The sequence below is a fragment of the Dyadobacter sp. HNCC25DJ183 genome (assembly GCF_056895175.1).
Genome location: NZ_JBXHAP010000003.1, coordinates 328,505 through 345,851, shown reverse-complemented (window position 1 = coordinate 345,851; position 17,347 = coordinate 328,505). Strand labels below are relative to the sequence as shown.

Annotated in this window: 19 protein-coding genes; 7 read left to right on the top strand and 12 right to left on the bottom strand. The window is 48.7% G+C overall.

Annotated features, from left to right (window positions below; genetic code table 11):
* The first annotated feature begins 109 nt into the window (after positions 1–109).
* Positions 110–751: a YceI family protein gene (locus AC1XTG_RS08930; protein WP_484841715.1), complete on the top strand. Its 642-nt coding sequence runs from the start codon at positions 110–112 to the stop codon at positions 749–751.
* Positions 752–755: 4 nt separating this feature from the next.
* On the opposite strand, the gene AC1XTG_RS08925 is transcribed toward AC1XTG_RS08930, so the two are convergent.
* From AC1XTG_RS08925 to AC1XTG_RS08915, 3 genes are read right to left on the bottom strand one after another with little or no spacing between them, the layout of a single operon-like run.
* On the bottom strand, positions 756–1,547 hold the full coding sequence (locus AC1XTG_RS08925; protein ID WP_484841714.1) for an SDR family NAD(P)-dependent oxidoreductase: 792 nt from the start codon (positions 1,545–1,547) through the stop codon (positions 756–758).
* The gene (locus tag AC1XTG_RS08920; protein WP_484841713.1) at positions 1,544–2,401 is read right to left on the bottom strand and encodes an alpha/beta hydrolase; all 858 of its coding nucleotides are present in this window, start codon (positions 2,399–2,401) and stop codon (positions 1,544–1,546) included. Before AC1XTG_RS08920 ends, AC1XTG_RS08925 begins: the two co-directional genes overlap by 4 nt.
* 24 nt (positions 2,402–2,425) lie before the next feature.
* A complete protein-coding gene (locus tag AC1XTG_RS08915; RefSeq protein ID WP_484841712.1) occupies positions 2,426–3,805 on the bottom strand; it encodes a Gfo/Idh/MocA family protein in 1,380 nt (459 codons plus the stop codon).
* 87 nt (positions 3,806–3,892) lie between these two features.
* Between AC1XTG_RS08915 and AC1XTG_RS08910 the strand changes: the two genes are divergently transcribed.
* The gene (locus AC1XTG_RS08910) at positions 3,893–4,375 is read left to right on the top strand and encodes a DinB family protein (RefSeq protein WP_484841711.1); all 483 of its coding nucleotides are present in this window, start codon (positions 3,893–3,895) and stop codon (positions 4,373–4,375) included.
* 6 nt (positions 4,376–4,381) lie between these two features.
* Here AC1XTG_RS08910 and AC1XTG_RS08905 read toward each other — a convergent pair whose 3' ends face one another.
* Positions 4,382–5,020 (bottom strand): 3-keto-disaccharide hydrolase, encoded by a 639-nt coding sequence (locus AC1XTG_RS08905; RefSeq protein ID WP_484841710.1) that lies wholly within the window; start codon positions 5,018–5,020, stop codon positions 4,382–4,384.
* 220 nt (positions 5,021–5,240) lie between these two features.
* Here AC1XTG_RS08905 and AC1XTG_RS08900 point away from each other — a divergent pair, with 220 nt between their 5' ends.
* Positions 5,241–7,646, top strand: a complete 2,406-nt coding sequence (locus AC1XTG_RS08900; protein ID WP_484841709.1) for a PAS domain-containing sensor histidine kinase — start codon at positions 5,241–5,243, stop codon at positions 7,644–7,646.
* An 18-nt stretch (positions 7,647–7,664) separates the two neighbouring features.
* Here the strand turns inward: AC1XTG_RS08900 and AC1XTG_RS08895 are convergent, their stop codons facing one another.
* Together AC1XTG_RS08895 and AC1XTG_RS08890 are read right to left on the bottom strand one after the other, a co-directional pair.
* A complete protein-coding gene (locus tag AC1XTG_RS08895; RefSeq protein ID WP_484841708.1) occupies positions 7,665–7,955 on the bottom strand; it encodes a GNAT family N-acetyltransferase in 291 nt (96 codons plus the stop codon).
* A gap of 9 nt (positions 7,956–7,964) precedes the next feature.
* Complete coding sequence (locus AC1XTG_RS08890; protein WP_484841707.1) at positions 7,965–8,879, bottom strand: sugar phosphate isomerase/epimerase family protein; 915 nt, start codon at positions 8,877–8,879, stop codon at positions 7,965–7,967.
* Positions 8,880–8,985: 106 nt separating this feature from the next.
* On the opposite strand from AC1XTG_RS08890, the gene AC1XTG_RS08885 reads away from it, so the two are divergent.
* Entirely contained in the window at positions 8,986–9,483 is a 498-nt protein-coding gene (locus tag AC1XTG_RS08885) for a VOC family protein (protein ID WP_484841706.1), read from the top strand.
* Between the two features lie 14 nt (positions 9,484–9,497).
* Here AC1XTG_RS08885 and AC1XTG_RS08880 read toward each other — a convergent pair whose 3' ends face one another.
* Genes AC1XTG_RS08880 through AC1XTG_RS08870 form a run of 3 tightly spaced genes read right to left on the bottom strand, consistent with a single transcriptional unit; the run spans position 9,498 to position 13,014 of the window.
* Positions 9,498–10,640 carry a glycoside hydrolase family 5 protein gene (locus AC1XTG_RS08880; RefSeq protein ID WP_484841705.1) on the bottom strand — a complete coding sequence of 381 codons (1,143 nt, stop codon included), beginning with the start codon at positions 10,638–10,640 and terminating at the stop codon, positions 9,498–9,500.
* Positions 10,641–10,690: 50 nt separating this feature from the next.
* Complete coding sequence (locus AC1XTG_RS08875) at positions 10,691–12,631, bottom strand: M56 family metallopeptidase (protein ID WP_484841704.1); 1,941 nt, start codon at positions 12,629–12,631, stop codon at positions 10,691–10,693.
* A 14-nt stretch (positions 12,632–12,645) separates the two neighbouring features.
* Positions 12,646–13,014, bottom strand: coding sequence for a BlaI/MecI/CopY family transcriptional regulator (locus AC1XTG_RS08870; protein ID WP_056289649.1), 369 nt, complete (start codon positions 13,012–13,014; stop codon positions 12,646–12,648).
* Between the two features lie 96 nt (positions 13,015–13,110).
* Between AC1XTG_RS08870 and AC1XTG_RS08865 the strand changes: the two genes are divergently transcribed.
* Positions 13,111–13,329 carry a hypothetical protein gene (locus AC1XTG_RS08865; RefSeq protein ID WP_484841703.1) on the top strand — a complete coding sequence of 73 codons (219 nt, stop codon included), beginning with the start codon at positions 13,111–13,113 and terminating at the stop codon, positions 13,327–13,329.
* A 225-nt stretch (positions 13,330–13,554) separates the two neighbouring features.
* Positions 13,555–13,719, top strand: coding sequence for a hypothetical protein (locus tag AC1XTG_RS08860; RefSeq protein WP_484841702.1), 165 nt, complete (start codon positions 13,555–13,557; stop codon positions 13,717–13,719).
* A 78-nt stretch (positions 13,720–13,797) separates the two neighbouring features.
* On the opposite strand, the gene AC1XTG_RS08855 is transcribed toward AC1XTG_RS08860, so the two are convergent.
* Both AC1XTG_RS08855 and AC1XTG_RS08850 read right to left on the bottom strand, forming a co-directional pair.
* Entirely contained in the window at positions 13,798–14,805 is a 1,008-nt protein-coding gene (locus tag AC1XTG_RS08855) for a sugar phosphate isomerase/epimerase family protein (RefSeq protein WP_484841701.1), read from the bottom strand.
* 20 nt (positions 14,806–14,825) lie between these two features.
* Positions 14,826–15,944: a redoxin domain-containing protein gene (locus AC1XTG_RS08850; protein ID WP_484841700.1), complete on the bottom strand. Its 1,119-nt coding sequence runs from the start codon at positions 15,942–15,944 to the stop codon at positions 14,826–14,828.
* A 226-nt stretch (positions 15,945–16,170) separates the two neighbouring features.
* Between AC1XTG_RS08850 and AC1XTG_RS08845 the strand changes: the two genes are divergently transcribed.
* The gene (locus tag AC1XTG_RS08845) at positions 16,171–16,746 is read left to right on the top strand and encodes a YdeI/OmpD-associated family protein (RefSeq protein ID WP_484841699.1); all 576 of its coding nucleotides are present in this window, start codon (positions 16,171–16,173) and stop codon (positions 16,744–16,746) included.
* A 12-nt stretch (positions 16,747–16,758) separates the two neighbouring features.
* Here AC1XTG_RS08845 and AC1XTG_RS08840 read toward each other — a convergent pair whose 3' ends face one another.
* Positions 16,759–17,259, bottom strand: coding sequence for a GNAT family N-acetyltransferase (locus AC1XTG_RS08840; RefSeq protein ID WP_484841698.1), 501 nt, complete (start codon positions 17,257–17,259; stop codon positions 16,759–16,761).
* Positions 17,260–17,347: the final 88 nt, after the last annotated feature.

The following is a 17,347-nucleotide window of genomic DNA, read 5'->3' as shown; positions in this document are numbered from 1 at the left end:
TTTTTATCCGCTTCGCGTAGGTTTTACTCCGTCGTGCGTTGGCGCTCTGGCCACTAAGGCAGCTACTTTTGCCGCAGTTATCTAATAGCCATGTTAAATAAAATACGCCATGAAAACCATCGCTTCTATTTTCAGAATTAAACAATGCTACACACTCGCTATTGCGGCAGGCTTGCTTTTCAGCTGTACGGATCACCAGGTAACACGCTCCGAATTCGCGCTCGACAGCTCTTCCACGGCTGAATGGAAAGGGTACCTAAAAACAGGTTTTTTCAACGAAGGCTCCATTGCGGTACAGAGTGAAAGCTTTACCGTGGTAGGAAATCAGGTGAAAAGCGGATCTTTCGTCATCCCGGTCTCTTCTATTGTGAACTTCAACCAGCCCACCGAAGAGCTGCGTCACGCGCTGGTACACCACCTGCAAAGCCCCGATTTCTTCAATATGGTGCTGCACCCCGAGGTAAAATTTAACCTGACCAGTGTGGAACCGTTTACAGGATCAGGTGAGGGAATCATTGCTGGTGCCAATTACAAAGTTCACGGTAACCTTAACATTCTGGGAAATGCACACCCATTCTCATTTCCAGCGAAAATCGAAGTAAATGGCGACGTATTTAAATTGGAAGCCTTCGCTCCTTTCGACAGGACGATCTGGGGAATGAACTACGCGACCGAGCCCGGCTTACCTGATGAAGGTTCGATCAAGCCGGTCGTGGATGTACATCTGAAAATATCGGGGCACCGCAAATAACACACTATCGCGCAGTCCAGCCGCCATCAACTGTCAGCACGGATCCTACCATGTAGCTCGATGCTTCGCTGGCAAGGAAAATGGCGGCACCCTGTATTTCTTTCAGCTGCGCCCATCGGTGCAGCGCAGTTGAGCCAAGGATAATCTCCTTGGCTTCTTCACTTCCAGCGATGGGAATATTCATTTCAGTCAGGAACGGGCCGGGACAGATCGCATTAACGCGTATTCCGAAAGGTGCAAGTTCAAGTGCCAGCGCGCGCGTCATTTGTACTACTGCGCCTTTGCTGGCCGTGTAAGGCGTGCGGTTTGCCAGTCCGACCAGACCGAGCGTACTCGCCAGGTTAATGATCCTGCCGCTCTTCTGTGCCTTCATGACCGGACTTACCGCACGGGAAGAAAGCCAGGTCCCATTGACGTTGACCTCCATGACACGGTTAAAGTCAGCCGGTGAAATCTCGTCGATCGGACCGCGGATGTTAATGCCCGCACTATTGATTAGTATGTCAATCCTGCCGAAGTTGTCCAATGTAAATTGCGCCATTGCTTCGGTATCTGCCTGGCTGGTAATATCCCCGGCGAAAGAAAGTACGCGGGTCTCGAATGCAATGCAAAGTTCAGCCGCAGCCCGCTCGCCTTCTAAGGCATTACGGTTAACCAAAACAATGTCTGCTCCGGCAGAGGCTAGTCCGGCCGCCATCGCAAAGCCCAGTCCTTTTGATCCGCCCGTGATAACCGCCGTTTTGCCGGTCAGATCAAACTGTTTGATCCCCGGTAAAATGTCACGCAGCGTACTCAACGGTGAAAGGATTGCGAGACAAATTCAAGCACATCAGGCAGTGACTCCCGCCAGTATTTCCAGTTGTGCGCACCTTCCCTCACGCGGAATTCGTGCGGCACCTCTTTTTTCCGCAATGCAATGTGCACCAATGCATTGCCTTCGTACAGAAAGTCGTCGTCGCCGCAATCGATGTACCATTTAACAGCTTTCTTCTGGTTATCCGGCATATTATTGATCAGCGCCAATGCACTGTGTCTTTCGTAATACCGCGCAACAGTGGAATCAGCTACGTCCGGATTCGTTCGGATCAGGTTCTTCTTCGCGTCCTCCATCGTAATCGGACCGGTTGACGCGCTTAACGGGCAGGCTGCCGCAAACAGCTCGGGATGATGCAGCGCATACATGAATGTACCGCCGCCGCCCATTGACAAGCCGGCCACCGCCCGAAATTCCTTCTCTGCTTTTACACGGTACTTCTTTTCTATAAACGGAATCAACTCCTTGAAAAAGAAATCTTCATAAGGCCAGTCCCCTTTTACATCATTGAAGTAACCTCGCCTGCCTGTATTCGCATCCGGCATGACGATGATCATCGGCGCGGCAGTACCATCGGCAATCGCCTTGTCGGCAATGTGCTGCACCATCCCAAACTGTACCCAGCCGGTTTGATCATCGCCCGCTCCGTGCAGCAGGTATAACACGGGATAGCTCCGCTCGGAAGTAGCATAATCAGGCGGCAGGTAGATTGCGAACTTGCGCTCGGATTTCAGCAGCTTCGACGGTAGTGACAGTTGGTCAAAAACCTTGCTGGTCTGCGCCGAAGCCAGCTTTGTACTCAGTAATAAAAGAAAAATCAAGTGGGAAAACTTCATGGGTTCAGGATAAATGGCGGTTAACTATTTCTTTTTAAGCTTCATCGCAACGGGATCCCATTTGATGACCTCCCTGCTGAAATAGCTCTCATTACAAGCGAGCACCGGCGCAGCTGCGCGGAAAGCAAAAATCGGATCTTCGATCGTGCCTGTACTGCCTTTTTTGATGTTCTCGAAAAAGTCCTTGAAATGGTCCGCATGCGCATCTTCCTTATCCGGCGCATTGAAACGTACTTCCTTCACCGGATCTGCCTTGCGGGTCTCTTCGGGGTATTGCGCGTCATATTGCTTTTTAAACTCCTTCTGCTCGCTTTCCGAAAAGGTATTATAGCTGTCGTACCCGCCAAAACCGGGCGCTTTCGGCAGCTTCTTTTTGGTCAGGATCAGGTTGTCTTCTGTAAACTCAATTTGTCCCTCCGTGCCGATAATGCGCGTGTTATTGGCAATGGCGCCTGCATTGGCAAAGTTGACGCGCAGTACCATCTGGAAATTAGCATGGATATTCGTTTTTGGATAATCCAGAATGGAGACCAGCACATCAGGTACGTCCCGCCCATCTTTCCAGTAACTCAGCTCGCCGGACGAAAATATTCTTTCCGGGCCGTTTGAGCCTGTTACGAAATGAACGCCGGTAATCAAATGCACAAAAAGGTCACCCGCCACGCCGGTACCATAGTCACGGTAATTTCTCCATCTGAAAAACCGCTTCGGATCAAAGGGTACCTTCGGTGCATCACCCAGGTAAGTGTCCCAATCCACAGTTTTCACCGACGCATCAGTAGGTATCGAATAGTTCCACGCACCAATCGCATTAAAACGGTCATTGTTGGATTCTACATAATTGATCTCCCCTATTTCCCCTGCCTGAAAAAGCCTCTTCGCTTCTTTGAAAGCCGATGAACTGATCCGCTGGCTTCCCACCTGCATGGTCTTGCCGGATTTTTTCCAGGCTTCAATCACCGACAAACCTTCATTGATATGGTGTACCATCGGTTTTTCACAATAAACATGTTTACCGGCAGCAAGGGAGGCTTTTGTGATATGGTCATGCCAATGATCAGGAGTAACTACCAGCACAGCATCTATGTCTTTTTTGTCCAGAATTTCCCGGTAATCCCTTGTGGTAAAAATGTCTTTTCCATAGAGCTCCTTCACCCTCGTCAACCGGCCATCGTACAGGTCGGCCGCTGCAACGAACTCGGCACCGGTTCCACTGCGCATTGCGGCTTTCGTGTCACTATGTCCCTGAATACCCATGCCGATCGTAGCAAACCGGATTTTATCGTTGGGACTGATTTTTTTCAGGTCTTTGATAATATTAAATGGCTTAGCAACCGACTCTCCGGCCAGTAACACGGATGCGGCAGACATTTTTTGGAGGAACTTCCGGCGGGCAGGATTCATGCTCAGTTCAGTGAAAAGGTGAAAGGATGTTTTTGCTAAAATAAACAATTAATGCTTTTTGCAGCATAATACAATCAACGAAGAACGATGGAAAAAGACGAAAGAAAAAAGCTCGTCAGCGAGCTTCAGACCCTGATAGAAAAAGGCAATGCGCACGTGACACTCTGGAATGCTGTGGCCGACCTGCCTGCTGAATTGCGAGGGGTAACACCTGAAAATCTGCCTTACAGTATCTGGCAGCTTGTGGAGCATCTGCGCATTACGCAAAAAGACATTCTCGATTTCTCCGCCTCCGACGATTACCAGGAAATTGAATGGCCGAAAGATTACTGGACCGAGCCGCTGGAAGTTGTCAGTGACGAGCAATGGAATACCGCATTGGAACAGATCAGACAGGATCAGCAGACATTTATCCAGCTACTGAAAGACGATACACGCGACCTTTTTGCCACATTTCCCTGGGGTACCGGCCAGAACCTTCTGCGGGAGGCAATGCTGATCGCGGATCATAATTCCTACCATACTGCCGAAATTGTCGTGCTGCGTAGGATCATGAATGCGTGGCATTGACCGCTTTCAAAGCTCCTCAATCCAAATGTCTTTGTAGTACACTTTGGCTTTGCCGCCACCGTGGATCTGCAATGCGATGAGTCCCTTTTGCGGAATGGATTTGTCCGGCTCTGTGTAATCAACCGTTTGCGTTCCATTCAGGAAAATCTGAATGCGCCCGTTGCGGCTGTGCACTTCGTAGTCGTTCCATTCATTCCGTTTCAGGATTTTTTCGATGAGCACTGAGTCTGGCGAGATCAATGTCTTGTTACGGCGGGATTCATCATATAAGCTGGCCCAAAACTTGTCGCCCAGGTCAGCCTGGTAGCCGATCATTTCATACGCAGGATCTTTGGACCTTACGCTGTGAAACTGTACACCTGTATTGATAAAACCTTCATTGCCTGTCAGCTTGAACTTCACTTTCAGGATAAAGTTGGCGTATGGTTTTCTGGTACATAAAAATTCATTGTGCGGCACCGTCTCGGTAAGCGAGCCGCCCGCAATGGCGCCATCCTCTATCTTCCAGGTTTTTACCGTATCTCCTTCCCATCCATTGAATGTCCTGCCGTCAAACAGCGGAACGGACTTCTTTGCAGGCGCGACCATGCAGCCCACAAAAAGGAGCGCAGCAGCAGCAAGCGGGTATAATGCGTTTTTTGACATAACCTCCAATTTTTTTCGTTTCCCGAAATCCACATTTGTAAAAGCCACGTACACTTAGGCTATACTATGACGATATTGCAGAAGTACGGTCGCGTTCGGTGCCAACATTTAATAAATTCTCTGCGCGACCTTCTTGACTGCAGTTAGCCAGTTTGTATTTTTACCAAAAGTAAGTTTGCTACCAGTAGCAACACTGCATACCCTAGCATTTGAATTTCTTATGATTGACACCTTGAACAGCCAACAAAACGATTTATTGGTTGCTGCTGAACGTTTTGAACTTGTTGCGAAGGCTACCCACGACGTAATCTGGGATTGGGACCTGGAAAATGATACAGTATGGTGGAATGAAGGAATGGCCCAGATTTTCGGCCACACTCCCCAAACCCTTGAACCCGGTTCTGAATCCTGGCACAATAACATTCATCCGGAAGACCAGGACAGAGTTGTAAAGAAAATACATGACATAATTAACAGCGGCGGCACCAAGTGGTCCGACTATTACCGGTTCCGGAAAGGAGATGGTACCTACGCCCACGTGCATGATCGCGGTTACACCATTCAGAAAGATGGTAAGCCTGTACGAATGCTGGGATCTATGATGGACATTACAGAACAGCTCAGACTGGAAGAGGCCAGACGCGAAAGCGAAGAGAACCTGAAATTCGCCTTGCACGCGGCGGACCTGGGTACCTGGAACTTCGATCCGGCTACCCAGAAAATCGTTGCAAATGAGCGTTGTAAAGAGCTGTACGGAAACCCTGACGAAGAAGAATTCGAATTTGGCCAGGTTATCAAATACATTCATCCTGACGATTTACAAAAGGTCAGCGAAGCGGTATCCGACGCATTGGACCCACAAGTAAGAGCGCCTTATGAAGTCCGGTACCGGACCATTGGCGCAAAAGACAATGTACTGCGCTGGCTGCATTGCAAGGGGCAGGCTTATTTCACACCGGAGGGTGTACCTTACCGTTTTGCAGGGATTACCAGGGAGATTACCGAAGAAGTGATCAGGCAGGAAAAGATCAGCTGGGCTGACAAACAAGCTGCGATGAGCATTGAAGGCTCCGGCGCGGGCTCCTTCCTGGTTGATCCTGACACGGACGAGATCATTTACTCGCCCACCATGGCGCGGATCCTGACAGGAAATGAAAACCGGCATATTACCAGGAGTGTTTTCATTGATCACGTGCATCCGGAAGATATCCGCATCCGTGAAGAAGCCTATGAGGTTGCCGCAAAAACGGGCGAGCTCAGGTATGAAGCGCGGTTTATCTGGGTAGACAAGTCAGTTCACTGGGTGCGGGTGATCGGGCAGTACCTGTTTGACAGCAACGGAAAACCGGCGACGCTTTCAGGGATCGTCATGGATATTTCTGACCGGATTGATTCGGAACTGCGGCTTCGGACAAGCGAGGAACATCTGCGAACACTGATCGCACAGGCGCCTGTGGCTACCACGCTGTTTGTCGGTCCCGAATTCATCATTGACCTACCCAATGCAGCAATGCTCAAACTCTGGGGAAAAGGCGATACCGTAATCGGCAAGCCACTCAGTGAAGCATTACCAGAGCTGAAAGGCCAGCCTTTTCTGGATATCCTCGAAAGAATTTACAGAACCGGCGAAGCCCATTCCGAGCAGGGTGCACGCGGCGAGATTGTGGTGGACGGTATTCTGCAGACATTTTACTACGACTATACATACAAGCCACTGAGAAATACAGATGGTGAAATTTATGCGATACTTGATATGGCAGTGGACGTAACCGAGCAGGTGAAGTCCCGGCAGGCGCTGGAAAAAAGTGAGGAAAGATACCGGCAGCTGGCCAGTGAGCTGGAAGGAAGAGTGCAGCAACGCACCGCAGAACTGAACCAGACCAATGCAGAACTGATCAACTCAAATAACAATTTGCAGCAATTTGCCTACGCGGCCAGTCACGATATGCAGGAGCCGCTGCGCAAAATCCAGTCTTTCGGGTCGCGACTGCAAATGCTCTATGCAAAAGAGCTGGACGAGAATGGTGCGTTTATGCTCAACCGGATCCAGGATGCTTCCAAAAGGATGTCGGTGATGATCGATGATTTGCTGGCCTACTCGCGCCTTACGACCAGAGATGCCGAAATGACAGCTGTGAACCTCAAAGGGATCGTCAGCAACGTGTTGGCAGATCTGGAGATCTCCATTCAGGAGCATGAGACCGAAATCGTCGTGAATGAAATGCCCGAAGTACATGGGAATGCATTGCAGCTGACGCAATTACTACAAAACCTGGTAAGCAATGCAATCAAATACCGAAAAACCGACGTGCCTTCCAGAATCGAATTGTCATACAGGGATGCAACCGATGCCGAGCTTTCGACAATCCCGAAACTACTCGAAGACCACGGCTATATCAGGCTTGAAGTGTCCGACAACGGAATTGGTTTCGACGAAACGCATTTAGACCGCATTTTTCAGATGTTCCAGCGCCTCCACGGCAGAAGTGAATTTTCAGGATCAGGGATCGGGCTGGCTTTGTGTAAAAAGGTTGCCCAGAACCACCATGGCTACATTACCGCAACAAGTACGGTAGGCGCTGGATCTACATTCATTGTTTTTTTACCAAAATCATCAAAAAAGTAAGCTGCTTAAACCAGCAGCTTACTTTTTCCAAATATCTTCAAACTGGTCAGGGTGCCTGCGAAATTGCAAATGCGCGTACTCGCAAAGCGGCAGGACTTGCAGGCTTTCTTTCCGGGCATAACTCACCATTTCATCAAACATCTGCTTTGCCAGACCCTTGCCTTCCAGCTCAGGATCCACCTCGGTATGGTATACTGTCAACACGGTATCGCTCACACCGATTACCATTTCCCCGACCTGTTTGCCACTTTCCTCCAAATAAAACGCGCCACGCTTGCGGGCATCCAGTTTCAAATTTACTTCGCTCATAATTGTATTTTAAACGCCCTCCGCTACTTTCTTCATTTTAGCCAAACCAGTCTTCGCCACCAGCAATGCATCCTGCGCGTAGTAGCCCTGGTTAAAAACTTCGAAAGACAGAATAACGGGCTTTTCAGGATTTTTAAGATTTTTCAACAGGTCTTTCAATGGCGCCACTCCGTCACCGGCATAAATCCGGTCTGCATCCGTGATCGTTTCGCGCGGTGGTGTTGCCGGATAATCGTTAATATGGAAAATCTCGACCAGCGGCTTGCCCACATCCTTTACACTATCCATGCCAGAGCCACCCTTGTGGAGGTGATATACATCCATCAGTACCCGTGCCGAAGGGTGTGCGGCTTCCACAGCTACATATAATAGCTCACCTACCCTGCTCAGGTTTTTGGAGAAACCCCAGAGTTCAAGATGCGGCGTAACACCTGTTTTTTTGCCCAGTTCAAGAATGGCGCGGTACCGTTCTGCTACCTTTTTAAGGTCCAGCGAGTCGCCGGTAGTGGCGCCCATCGGAGGTGCTGCCACGCGCGTACAACCGATCGCCGCCAGCTGTTCCATTTCCATTTTGAGCTGTTCAAGCGCCTTTCCCCGGGTGGTATTATCGTCTACAATCCAGGGTGCAAAGCCAATCGCATCTTCCACTTTCAACCCCAGGTCCTTGACAATCGCGCTGGCCTCTTTCAGCGAGCCGCCACTTTTCAGGTAGTCCTGCAAGGTATTGATCCAGATTTCCACAGAACCATAACCCGCCTGGGCAGCTACTTCGAGCTCCTTGCGGAAGCCCAGCTTGTGCCCGCGCAGTGTGCTCATATTAAGGGAATAGATAAACGGCTCCTTCTTCTTAGCAGCAGCTTCAACAGGTAAAAGGCTCGTTCCGCTCACGGCTACAATAGAAGATAATGCTTCTCGGCGATTCATAAATGTCTTGAATTGGGGAAAACAGGTTTAGTTGGTAAAGGTGTCTGCGGGAATTTTTTACCGCAACTAAATGTAAATTGCGCAACAAAACAAGACGGACTTTCTTATGAAATTGGAAGACTACACCCTGCCGGCACTGACCCGTATCGGCCACGTACATTTGAAAGTCGCAGACCTGGAAAGGGCGCTGGACTTCTATTGCGGCCTGCTGGGCTTTGAGATCACAACCCGCTACGGCGACCAGGCCGTCTTCATTTCCGCAGGTGGCTATCACCATCACATCGGGCTGAATACGTGGTACAGCAAAGGCGCGGCGCCCGCTTCCCAGCACGGTGTCGGACTTTTTCACACGGCGATCCTGTATCCAACCCGCAAGGACCTTGCTTTGATTTTCAACAGGTTACAACAGGCACATTACCCGCTCACCGGCGCGAGTGATCACGGCGTTTCGGAGGCACTGTACCTCAATGATCCCGACGGGAATGGCGTTGAGCTTTACTGGGACCGTCCACAGGAGCAATGGAGCTACCTGCCAGATGGTTCGATAGAAATGTTTACCAGAAGTCTGAACATCCGCAGTTTAATGGGTGAGCTGGAAAGCTAGCCTCTACTTTCTCCTTAATATTTCATCAGCAAAGTCAGCAGTTTTCGGTCCAGCTTTTGTCCGTGCCAATCCTCGTACGCCACATCTTCGCGCCCGGAATTAAGCAGGCCGAAATCGCCTGAAAACTCCCACAGCGCATAGCCGATCCCGTGCGACGTCAGGATATCCAGTACATCCCCGAACCAGGCCAGGAAAACAGCGTGCGGCGTTTTCTTCCAGGCGCCGCTTTCGCCGCAATGCACCCCTACTCCCTTGTTGACGAGATCTATCCAGGGCTGGTAGAACTTTTCAAGCATTTCACGGCCGAGATATTGCTCCCCTACCTGCCCGGGCCATTTAGGTTCCGGCGCTTTATCGGGATCTTTCATTGCCCAAGGGGCTTTGTAATGCGAGATAATGCCCGGGTGGTAGCCGCGACAGCTCTGCGCAATGTCCAGGTCGGCGAGCTCGGGAATGACATTGGAACCTCCATTATTTCCATCCGCCACAATCAGGTGGTTCGGGTTCTCTTTTCTGATTGCCTGCTGCGCACCTATTGCAACTTTTCTATACACATCGCCTGGTACCGCTGAGCGTTTTGAATGCTGGTCATTCATATCTTCACGCATGCTCGGTTCGTTGAGCAGGTCGAAACTGATCTTTTTGGAGGAAGTATCCTTGTATTTTTTTGCCCACATATTCCAGTGGAAATAAAAAGCTTCCTGCGCCTTTTGATCAGTCCATAAATTATAAGGCTCGTGGAAACCCGCATTAATGCAGTACCCCGGCGCACGGTGCAGGTTCAGGCTCACGTGCATGTTGTATTTGTGCCCCAATGCAACGAGCTGATCTATTTTCTCGACCTGTTTTTCGTCAATGCTGTATACCTCCTCCGGCGTGATATTCCGGCTTCGGTCAAATTTCAGATAGTAGGGATACGCGATGGGAATGCGTACAAAATCAAAGCCCCAGTCGCTCATCCATTTCAGCTGCTCCTCAGTGGTGGGTTTGCGCTGCTTGTCAGGCTCGGGACCGAAGAAATCGAGCAGATTGAAGCCTTTCCATTTAGGCAGCTTGTTCTTGGCAAGTTGCTTTTCAGCTAAAGCAAAACCGTCAGGTATTGTCATCCCGGCGGCTGCTATGATACTTGTGTTTTTGATGAATATCCTGCGGTGCATTGCAAAGCTATCTTGATGTACTTCGTTAAAATACATCGTATAGCCCGTTTTTACTGTCCCTGCCGGGAGTGTATCGTTCCGGAAAATGTATAGCCGGTCCGACCTTTATAATTGTAGACCATTTCTGCACCGGGTTCACTGAGGTACTTACTGCTGATGTTCTTCTGGATTTCAGCAGGCTGCTTCACTCCGTTGACGATCAATTCCGAGTCGGACAGCAAAAAGGACAAGTTTTTAGTATCCTTGATCACACCCATTTTCAGCAGATCGTCGATCATCGAGGCTTGCTTTTTCTCATACTCTTCGCGTGTTTTTTCCGCTTCTCTTCGCATTACTTCTGCTGCCCGGCTTTTACCAGCTTGTACGCGCATTTTCTCAGCTTCCTTGCGAAATAGTTCAGCCTGCTCCCGCATTGCTTCTGCCTGCTTCCGCATCTGCTCCGCATTAGTGCGGTTTTGCTCAGCTTCTATCTGGCGCGCTTTCGCCTGCTGGCGATAGGTTTCGGCTTCTGCCCGGCGTTCTTCGGCTTCTAGGCGAAGTTCCTCAGCTTCTTTCCGGCGCACGTCAGCCTCTGCACGCATTTTTTCTGCTTCTGCACGGGCTTTCTCGGCCTTCTTATGTTCCTCCTGGATCCGCTCCTCTATTTTCGCAATCTCACTTTCGTACTTTCCGTACTCACTGGCTGGTATTTCCTTTCCGTCCACATCCAGTGAAATAACCTTCCCATTCTTCTTGACAATCTCATACTGCTTGCCGTCCACATGCACATTATAGGTCGAAACACCCTCCGTCGAACTATATACGTTGGCGGAATGTATCTCCATATGCTCCTGCGTTTTCTTCTTCGGCAAAGTATCAGTAGTTGCAACAGGCTTTCTCACGGGAAGCTGCGCCGAAACCGCTTCCGAATAAATGCGCTGATGATCTCCGGCAGACTGACCTTTATCCGGTGACTTGGGTGAAACGGCTGCTGACAATGCAATTGCAGCAACCAGGCTAAATGAAACAAACACTTTTTCCATGGCATCTAGAGATTTATTGTTGTGATTGATAATGCGTTTGATCCGGTCGAGCAGGTGATTTTTCTTTCCTGCAAAAGCTACCTGCGCCAGGCTGCCCGAATGATGATATTCCTGAAACGAAACCAGCGCATGAACGAGCGAGGTCTTGTTTTCCATTACCTCAATGGCCATTTCGTCGCAGCAATGCTCGCGTTCTTCCCTGATCAGATAAGAAATCCAGAGAAGCGCCGGGTTGAAACAATAGATATTCTCACAAAAGATCTGGATCAGGTTCACCAGGTAGTCACGCCGGCGGATATGGGCCAGTTCATGGAGTAAAATGGCCTCCACCTGCGCAGTCGGCATTCCCGCCAGCATTCCCATTGGTACAAGTACGACCGGCTTCAGGTGACCGATCACCATTGGGACTGTCACGCATTCTGATTCGAAGAACTGCGGTTTTCTTCCGATGCTCAATTTGCGCGACAGGTCACCAAAAACATCCTTCCAGTAATTCGAAGGTGCGTGAAGACCTGTTTTTCGCAGCTTACTTAAATGCATTAAACCGGCAGTTGCCCGCACACTTTTCCAGAGAAAGACGAGCAACCATATCGTCAGAATTGTGAAAGCGTGCTGGTTACAGAAGTCTGTAATGCTTGTACTCAGCGAGCTTACCTCGAATGAAGAACTGAACCCGGTAAAGCTCGTCTCGGTTGAGCCGGCTGCAGGGATAAAGACGTTTCCGGTTATCCTTGAATTATTTTTTGGTAAAATAAAAAAGAATGTGGCGGCATTCACCAGCAGCAATGCACCCAGCAAAGTTACCAGAACACGATACCGGAGCACGGGTCTGGATTTCCTGCTTAGCATCAAAAATCCACCGGCCAGAACAGCTGCAATAAGTCCCTGCCAGATTGAGTGAAGAAAGGTCAGGCATACCGCCCTGACGAGGTCACTGGAAAAAGGTGCATCCACAATTTCTAAGTTCATGGCTGGCTGATTGGTTATTGTTGATCCAGGTTATTCAGGAAATCCTTAATCTCTTTCAGCTCCTCGGCAGACGTTTTCTTACTACCAAAAAGCTGCATCACCAGGCTCGAAGCCGAGCCTTTGTACATCGAATCGACAAAGCGGTTAAGCAAGACATTTTTCGTTTTATCCTCTGCTTCGGCGGGCCGGTATATGTGCTTCATACTACTGTCATCCCGAAGCAGAATGCCTTTATCAAACATGATCTGCATGAGCTTCAACGTAGAAGAATACTGCACCGCACGTTTTTCCTCATTCAGTTTATCATTGACAAACCGCACCGTCTGCGGCCCATTTTCCCATAACACCTGTAAAATTTCCAGCTCTGATTTTGTAGGTTCCATCGCAATTTATATTCTGACGATCCAAAGGTAGGAAATTTTTCGTACGAACAAATGTTTAGGTAATATTTTTTATATTTACCTGATAAACACACTGCTATGTACATCACCTTCATTCCAAAAAGCACTTCGCTGTTACTTGATCTTCCAGACAGTTTTGTTGGGGAACACGTCAGAATTGTTGCTGTTGTTGAAAAAACACTGGATTGTTCTCCTGAAAGGAGACAAAGCCGCATTGCCGAAACCTACTCAAAGTATCCCAAAGCTGACCTCACCTCATTGAAATTCGATCGCGAAGAGGCTAATGAGAACAGCTAGTTATTTTCTGGATTCAAACATCATTCTGTACCTTTTCGATTCAAACGCGTCCAAACGTGCAGTTGCCGAAGAGCTTCTCTCCGCTTTTCCGATTATCAACCCACAGGTTTGATTGAAGTGGCCAATGTTTGCAAAAGAAAGCTTGGCTTCTCAAAAGATCAGGTATGTCAACTGTGGCTTGATCTGCTCAATGATTGCACATGTACGGACGTAACAGCGCGAACAATGTGTACAGCAACCAGTCTTGTCAAACGGTACGAAATGCAATTGTTCGACGCCATATTGATTGCCGGTGCATTAGAGTCGGATTGCCCGGTGTTCTATTCTGAGGATATGCAGGATGGAATGTTAATAGAGGGCAAGTTGCGGATCCTCAATCCATTTAGGTAGTCAAACGGAATCAAATCATATAGAAATGGCGGCTATCTGTTGAAGTTAGCCGCCATTTACAATGCATTAGTAGTTTAATTACGCCATCAACGCCTTCCTTGCGTACTCAACACATTTGGCAGTTTCCTTTACGGCGTCGGAGCCGGCTGGTATTTCGTATTCAAGCTCGATCGTTGCCGGGAATTTGTATTTTTTGGTACGCATTAATTCCAGTACCGGGATGATCGGAGTGTCGCCGGTACCCCAAACCACATTGGCTCCGCCGTTTGCTTTGGATTTGCGGTCCTTCATGTGCATACTCAAAATATGGTCGTGCTTTGCATTGATCAGTTCGATAGGCTCAAAGCCCGCAGCTACATAGTGCCCCATATCCAGGTTCATCGCATTGAATTTAGACTGGCTTAATGCGGTATCCCACCAGGTAGGTGTTTGTTGGGTATGTCCGTGATAAGCAATGTACGTTTTGTTTTTGGCCGCAATATCACCCAGGCGTTTGGTCTGCGCCGGATCATTCGGGAGTTCAACCGTTGCCTGGTTGGCGCCGAGCGCCCTGGCTGCGCGGAGTGCATAATCCACTTCCGCATCTGTATTGTTCACCCCCAAAGCATTCGGCTTGTAAGCGTAAATCGTCACCCCTGCATCATTGTACATTTTGCGCAGCTGTGTGAATTTATCCATGGAAACCTTCGCGCGCCACTCGGCCATTTTGGTACCGTGCTCTTTCATTGCTGCTTTTTGTTCCTCGGTCATTTCAGGCCGCTTACCATCAGGGCCGGGCGCCATGTTCGGGCGTGGCGGTGCTTCGGGTGCGCCTGCGAATTGTTCCGGCGTGTTGCCCATCATTTCAATGGCGCTGATATTGCATTCCACACAGTACTTAAGTATGCTTTCGGCGTCCTGTGGCATGCTCCGCCACGAGTAAGTAATCGCGCCGATCTGTACCCCATTGAACAGCGAGTTCGGTTTACCCAGGTTTTTGATATAAGCAGGCGCTCCGATCACCTGGTTGCGTATCAACGCAAAACCCGCGGCTGCCAATGCAGATGTTCCTAAAAAGCGCCTTCTTGAAATGTCCAGTTCTTCCATGATTTAGTTAGTTTTTAATATCAATAATATCTTCCTACATACTTATTCTCTACGATCATCTTTTTCATCTTCGCCGGCTCAATCGGACCCTGTTTTGCGTACACGATTTTTCCACCCGGCTCTACCAGGATCGTGTAAGGCAATGCACCCTGCCACTTCGGATCTACTGCCTCAATCAGCTTGTACTTATCGTCGGATGTAAAAATGTAATTTTTATTCGAAGCGTATTTGCCTTGCAGGAATTTTAATGCTTTCGCTTCTTTGTCCGGACTGTCGGCGCTGATCGATACAAATTCAAAATCACGTCCGCGGTACATGTGGTGCATTTCCATAAAATCCGGAAATTCGGTAACGCACGGACCGCACCAGGTCGCCCAAACATTGATCAGCCTGAGTTTATCGGATTTGTTCTGGATCAGTTCTTTCAAACCCGCCTCATCGATCTTCACCAGACTTACCGCCTCTTTCGCCCAACCAGCCTGCTCGCTTTGTGCACCCTGCTCCTTGGAAGCCCATTTCATTGAACAGCCGAAGGTTTTTGTTGTTGGTACAGGCACAGGTTTGCCCGCTACCATCGCGTCCAGCGCATTTCTTGCATCCAGGTTCTTGGGCGTTCCTGTGGGCTTTTCAACATCGTCGATCCTGCCGGTATATTGCAGCTTACGGTTTTTATCAAAAATAAAAATATGCGGCGTAGCGACTGGTCCGTAAGCCAATGCAGTTTTCTGATCGTCCCCGTCGTACAGATAAGGAAAATTATACGCCATATCTTTTGCCCTGATCTTCATATCGGCATAAGTGTCGCTCAGGTCCGTGTAACCCAGCTCATCCAGCCTGATTGCTTTCGGATCGTTTGAAGAAATGGCCACTACTGCCACCTTTTTAGCTTTGTAATCATTGACCAGATCTTTCACCCGATTTTCGTAAGCTTGTGCGGTTGGACAATGGTTACACGTGAAAACGATCACCAGCGCGTCGGCCCCGGAAAAACTTTTCAGAGAATAGCGTTTTCCGTCTGTTCCCAGCAGGTTGAAATCGGGTGCAGATGCTCCGATCTTCAATGTTTCCGGCTGTTCGGCGGCTGTAACGCTGGTATAAGCCAGCATCAGCAGCATGAATATTTTGCGAATAAGGCGCATAGTATCGGCTGTTTTAATTCACAAATGAGATATCATGCAAAAGCGACAAGGTTCCAACAAAATACTGTTTTAATCCCATTAAAACTTACCTTGAAAATAAATTTCCTCTCGGCCGGACACTGCTGACAAAGGGCTGTCACGCCGGCAATGTATTTTTGGTAAAACAAAACAGTGGCAGACTCAGTACCGACCCGGATCTGCAACATATTTAAAAACGCAGGTAGCTATGGAAATCAAGGACGGAAAAGAAGTAGTAATCGCCGCCTCAGCAAAAGAGTGGCGCGACTGGCTGGAACAAAATGCTGGTTCAGCCACCTCTGTTTATCTGGTTATTTACAATAAGAATAGCGGCGTAAAAAGTGTCGGATACGTGGAGTCTGTTGAACACGCACTCTGCTTCGGCTGGATTGACAGCAAGACAATCAAGCGCGACGAACATAGTGTTTATCAGACATATACCAAGCGAAAACCTGTCAGCAACTGGGCTAAAACAAACAAGGAGCGCGTTGTAAAAATGGCGGAACTGGGGTTAATGCGCCCGCAGGGGCAAGCCATGATAGACCTGGCCAAACAAAATGGCTCGTGGGAGAGGCTTAATGATATAGATAACGAGGTGATACCGGCAGACCTGCAAAGTGCATTAGGGCAAAATGAAGAAGCGAAACAAAACTTCATGGCGTTCTCACCTTCATCCCGCAAACTGATCCTCTACTGGATTTCGTCCGCAAAACGCTCCGAAACCCGCGAAAAACGCATTCAGGATACAGTGTCAAAAGCAGCAAAAAACGAGAAGGCTGTTTGACATTTCACCTGATCAATCAAGCGATTTTTGCAGCCATATCACGTCAAAATATACTCCGTTTTTAAAACCGACCTGCTTGAAATGGCCACACTCAACGTAACCCAATGCTGCATGAAAGTTCAGGCTTGCTTCATTGTCTGAGGATATATTGACCAATACGTTTACTATTTTCAATTCACGGAGTCTGCTTTCCAGCATATTGTAAAGCTTGTACCCGATCCCTCTTCTTGTAAAACCTTCTTTTAACCAGTAAGTCAGCTTTACGGTTTGCGCAAAGGTACTTTCAGGACGAAAAAGATATGCGTATCCAAAACCGATCAACTCTTCACTATTCCTGACAACATATCCCGGAAGTTCACTCCTGGCAGCTAACATTGATGTAATACTGCTCTTTTCCAGTGGCATTTCAGCAAAGTAGAAGGTGGAATTGGCAACATAATAGTTGATGATAGCGAGCATTTCGTCTGCATCGGACAGACACATTTTGCTGAATGAAATATTTTCCAGGTTCAAGTTGCTGGTTGTTTTTCTGTTTTGTCTAAAATTAGATCCTCTATTGCTTTAACCATTGATCTCCATTGTGGCAGCCCGAACACTTGGG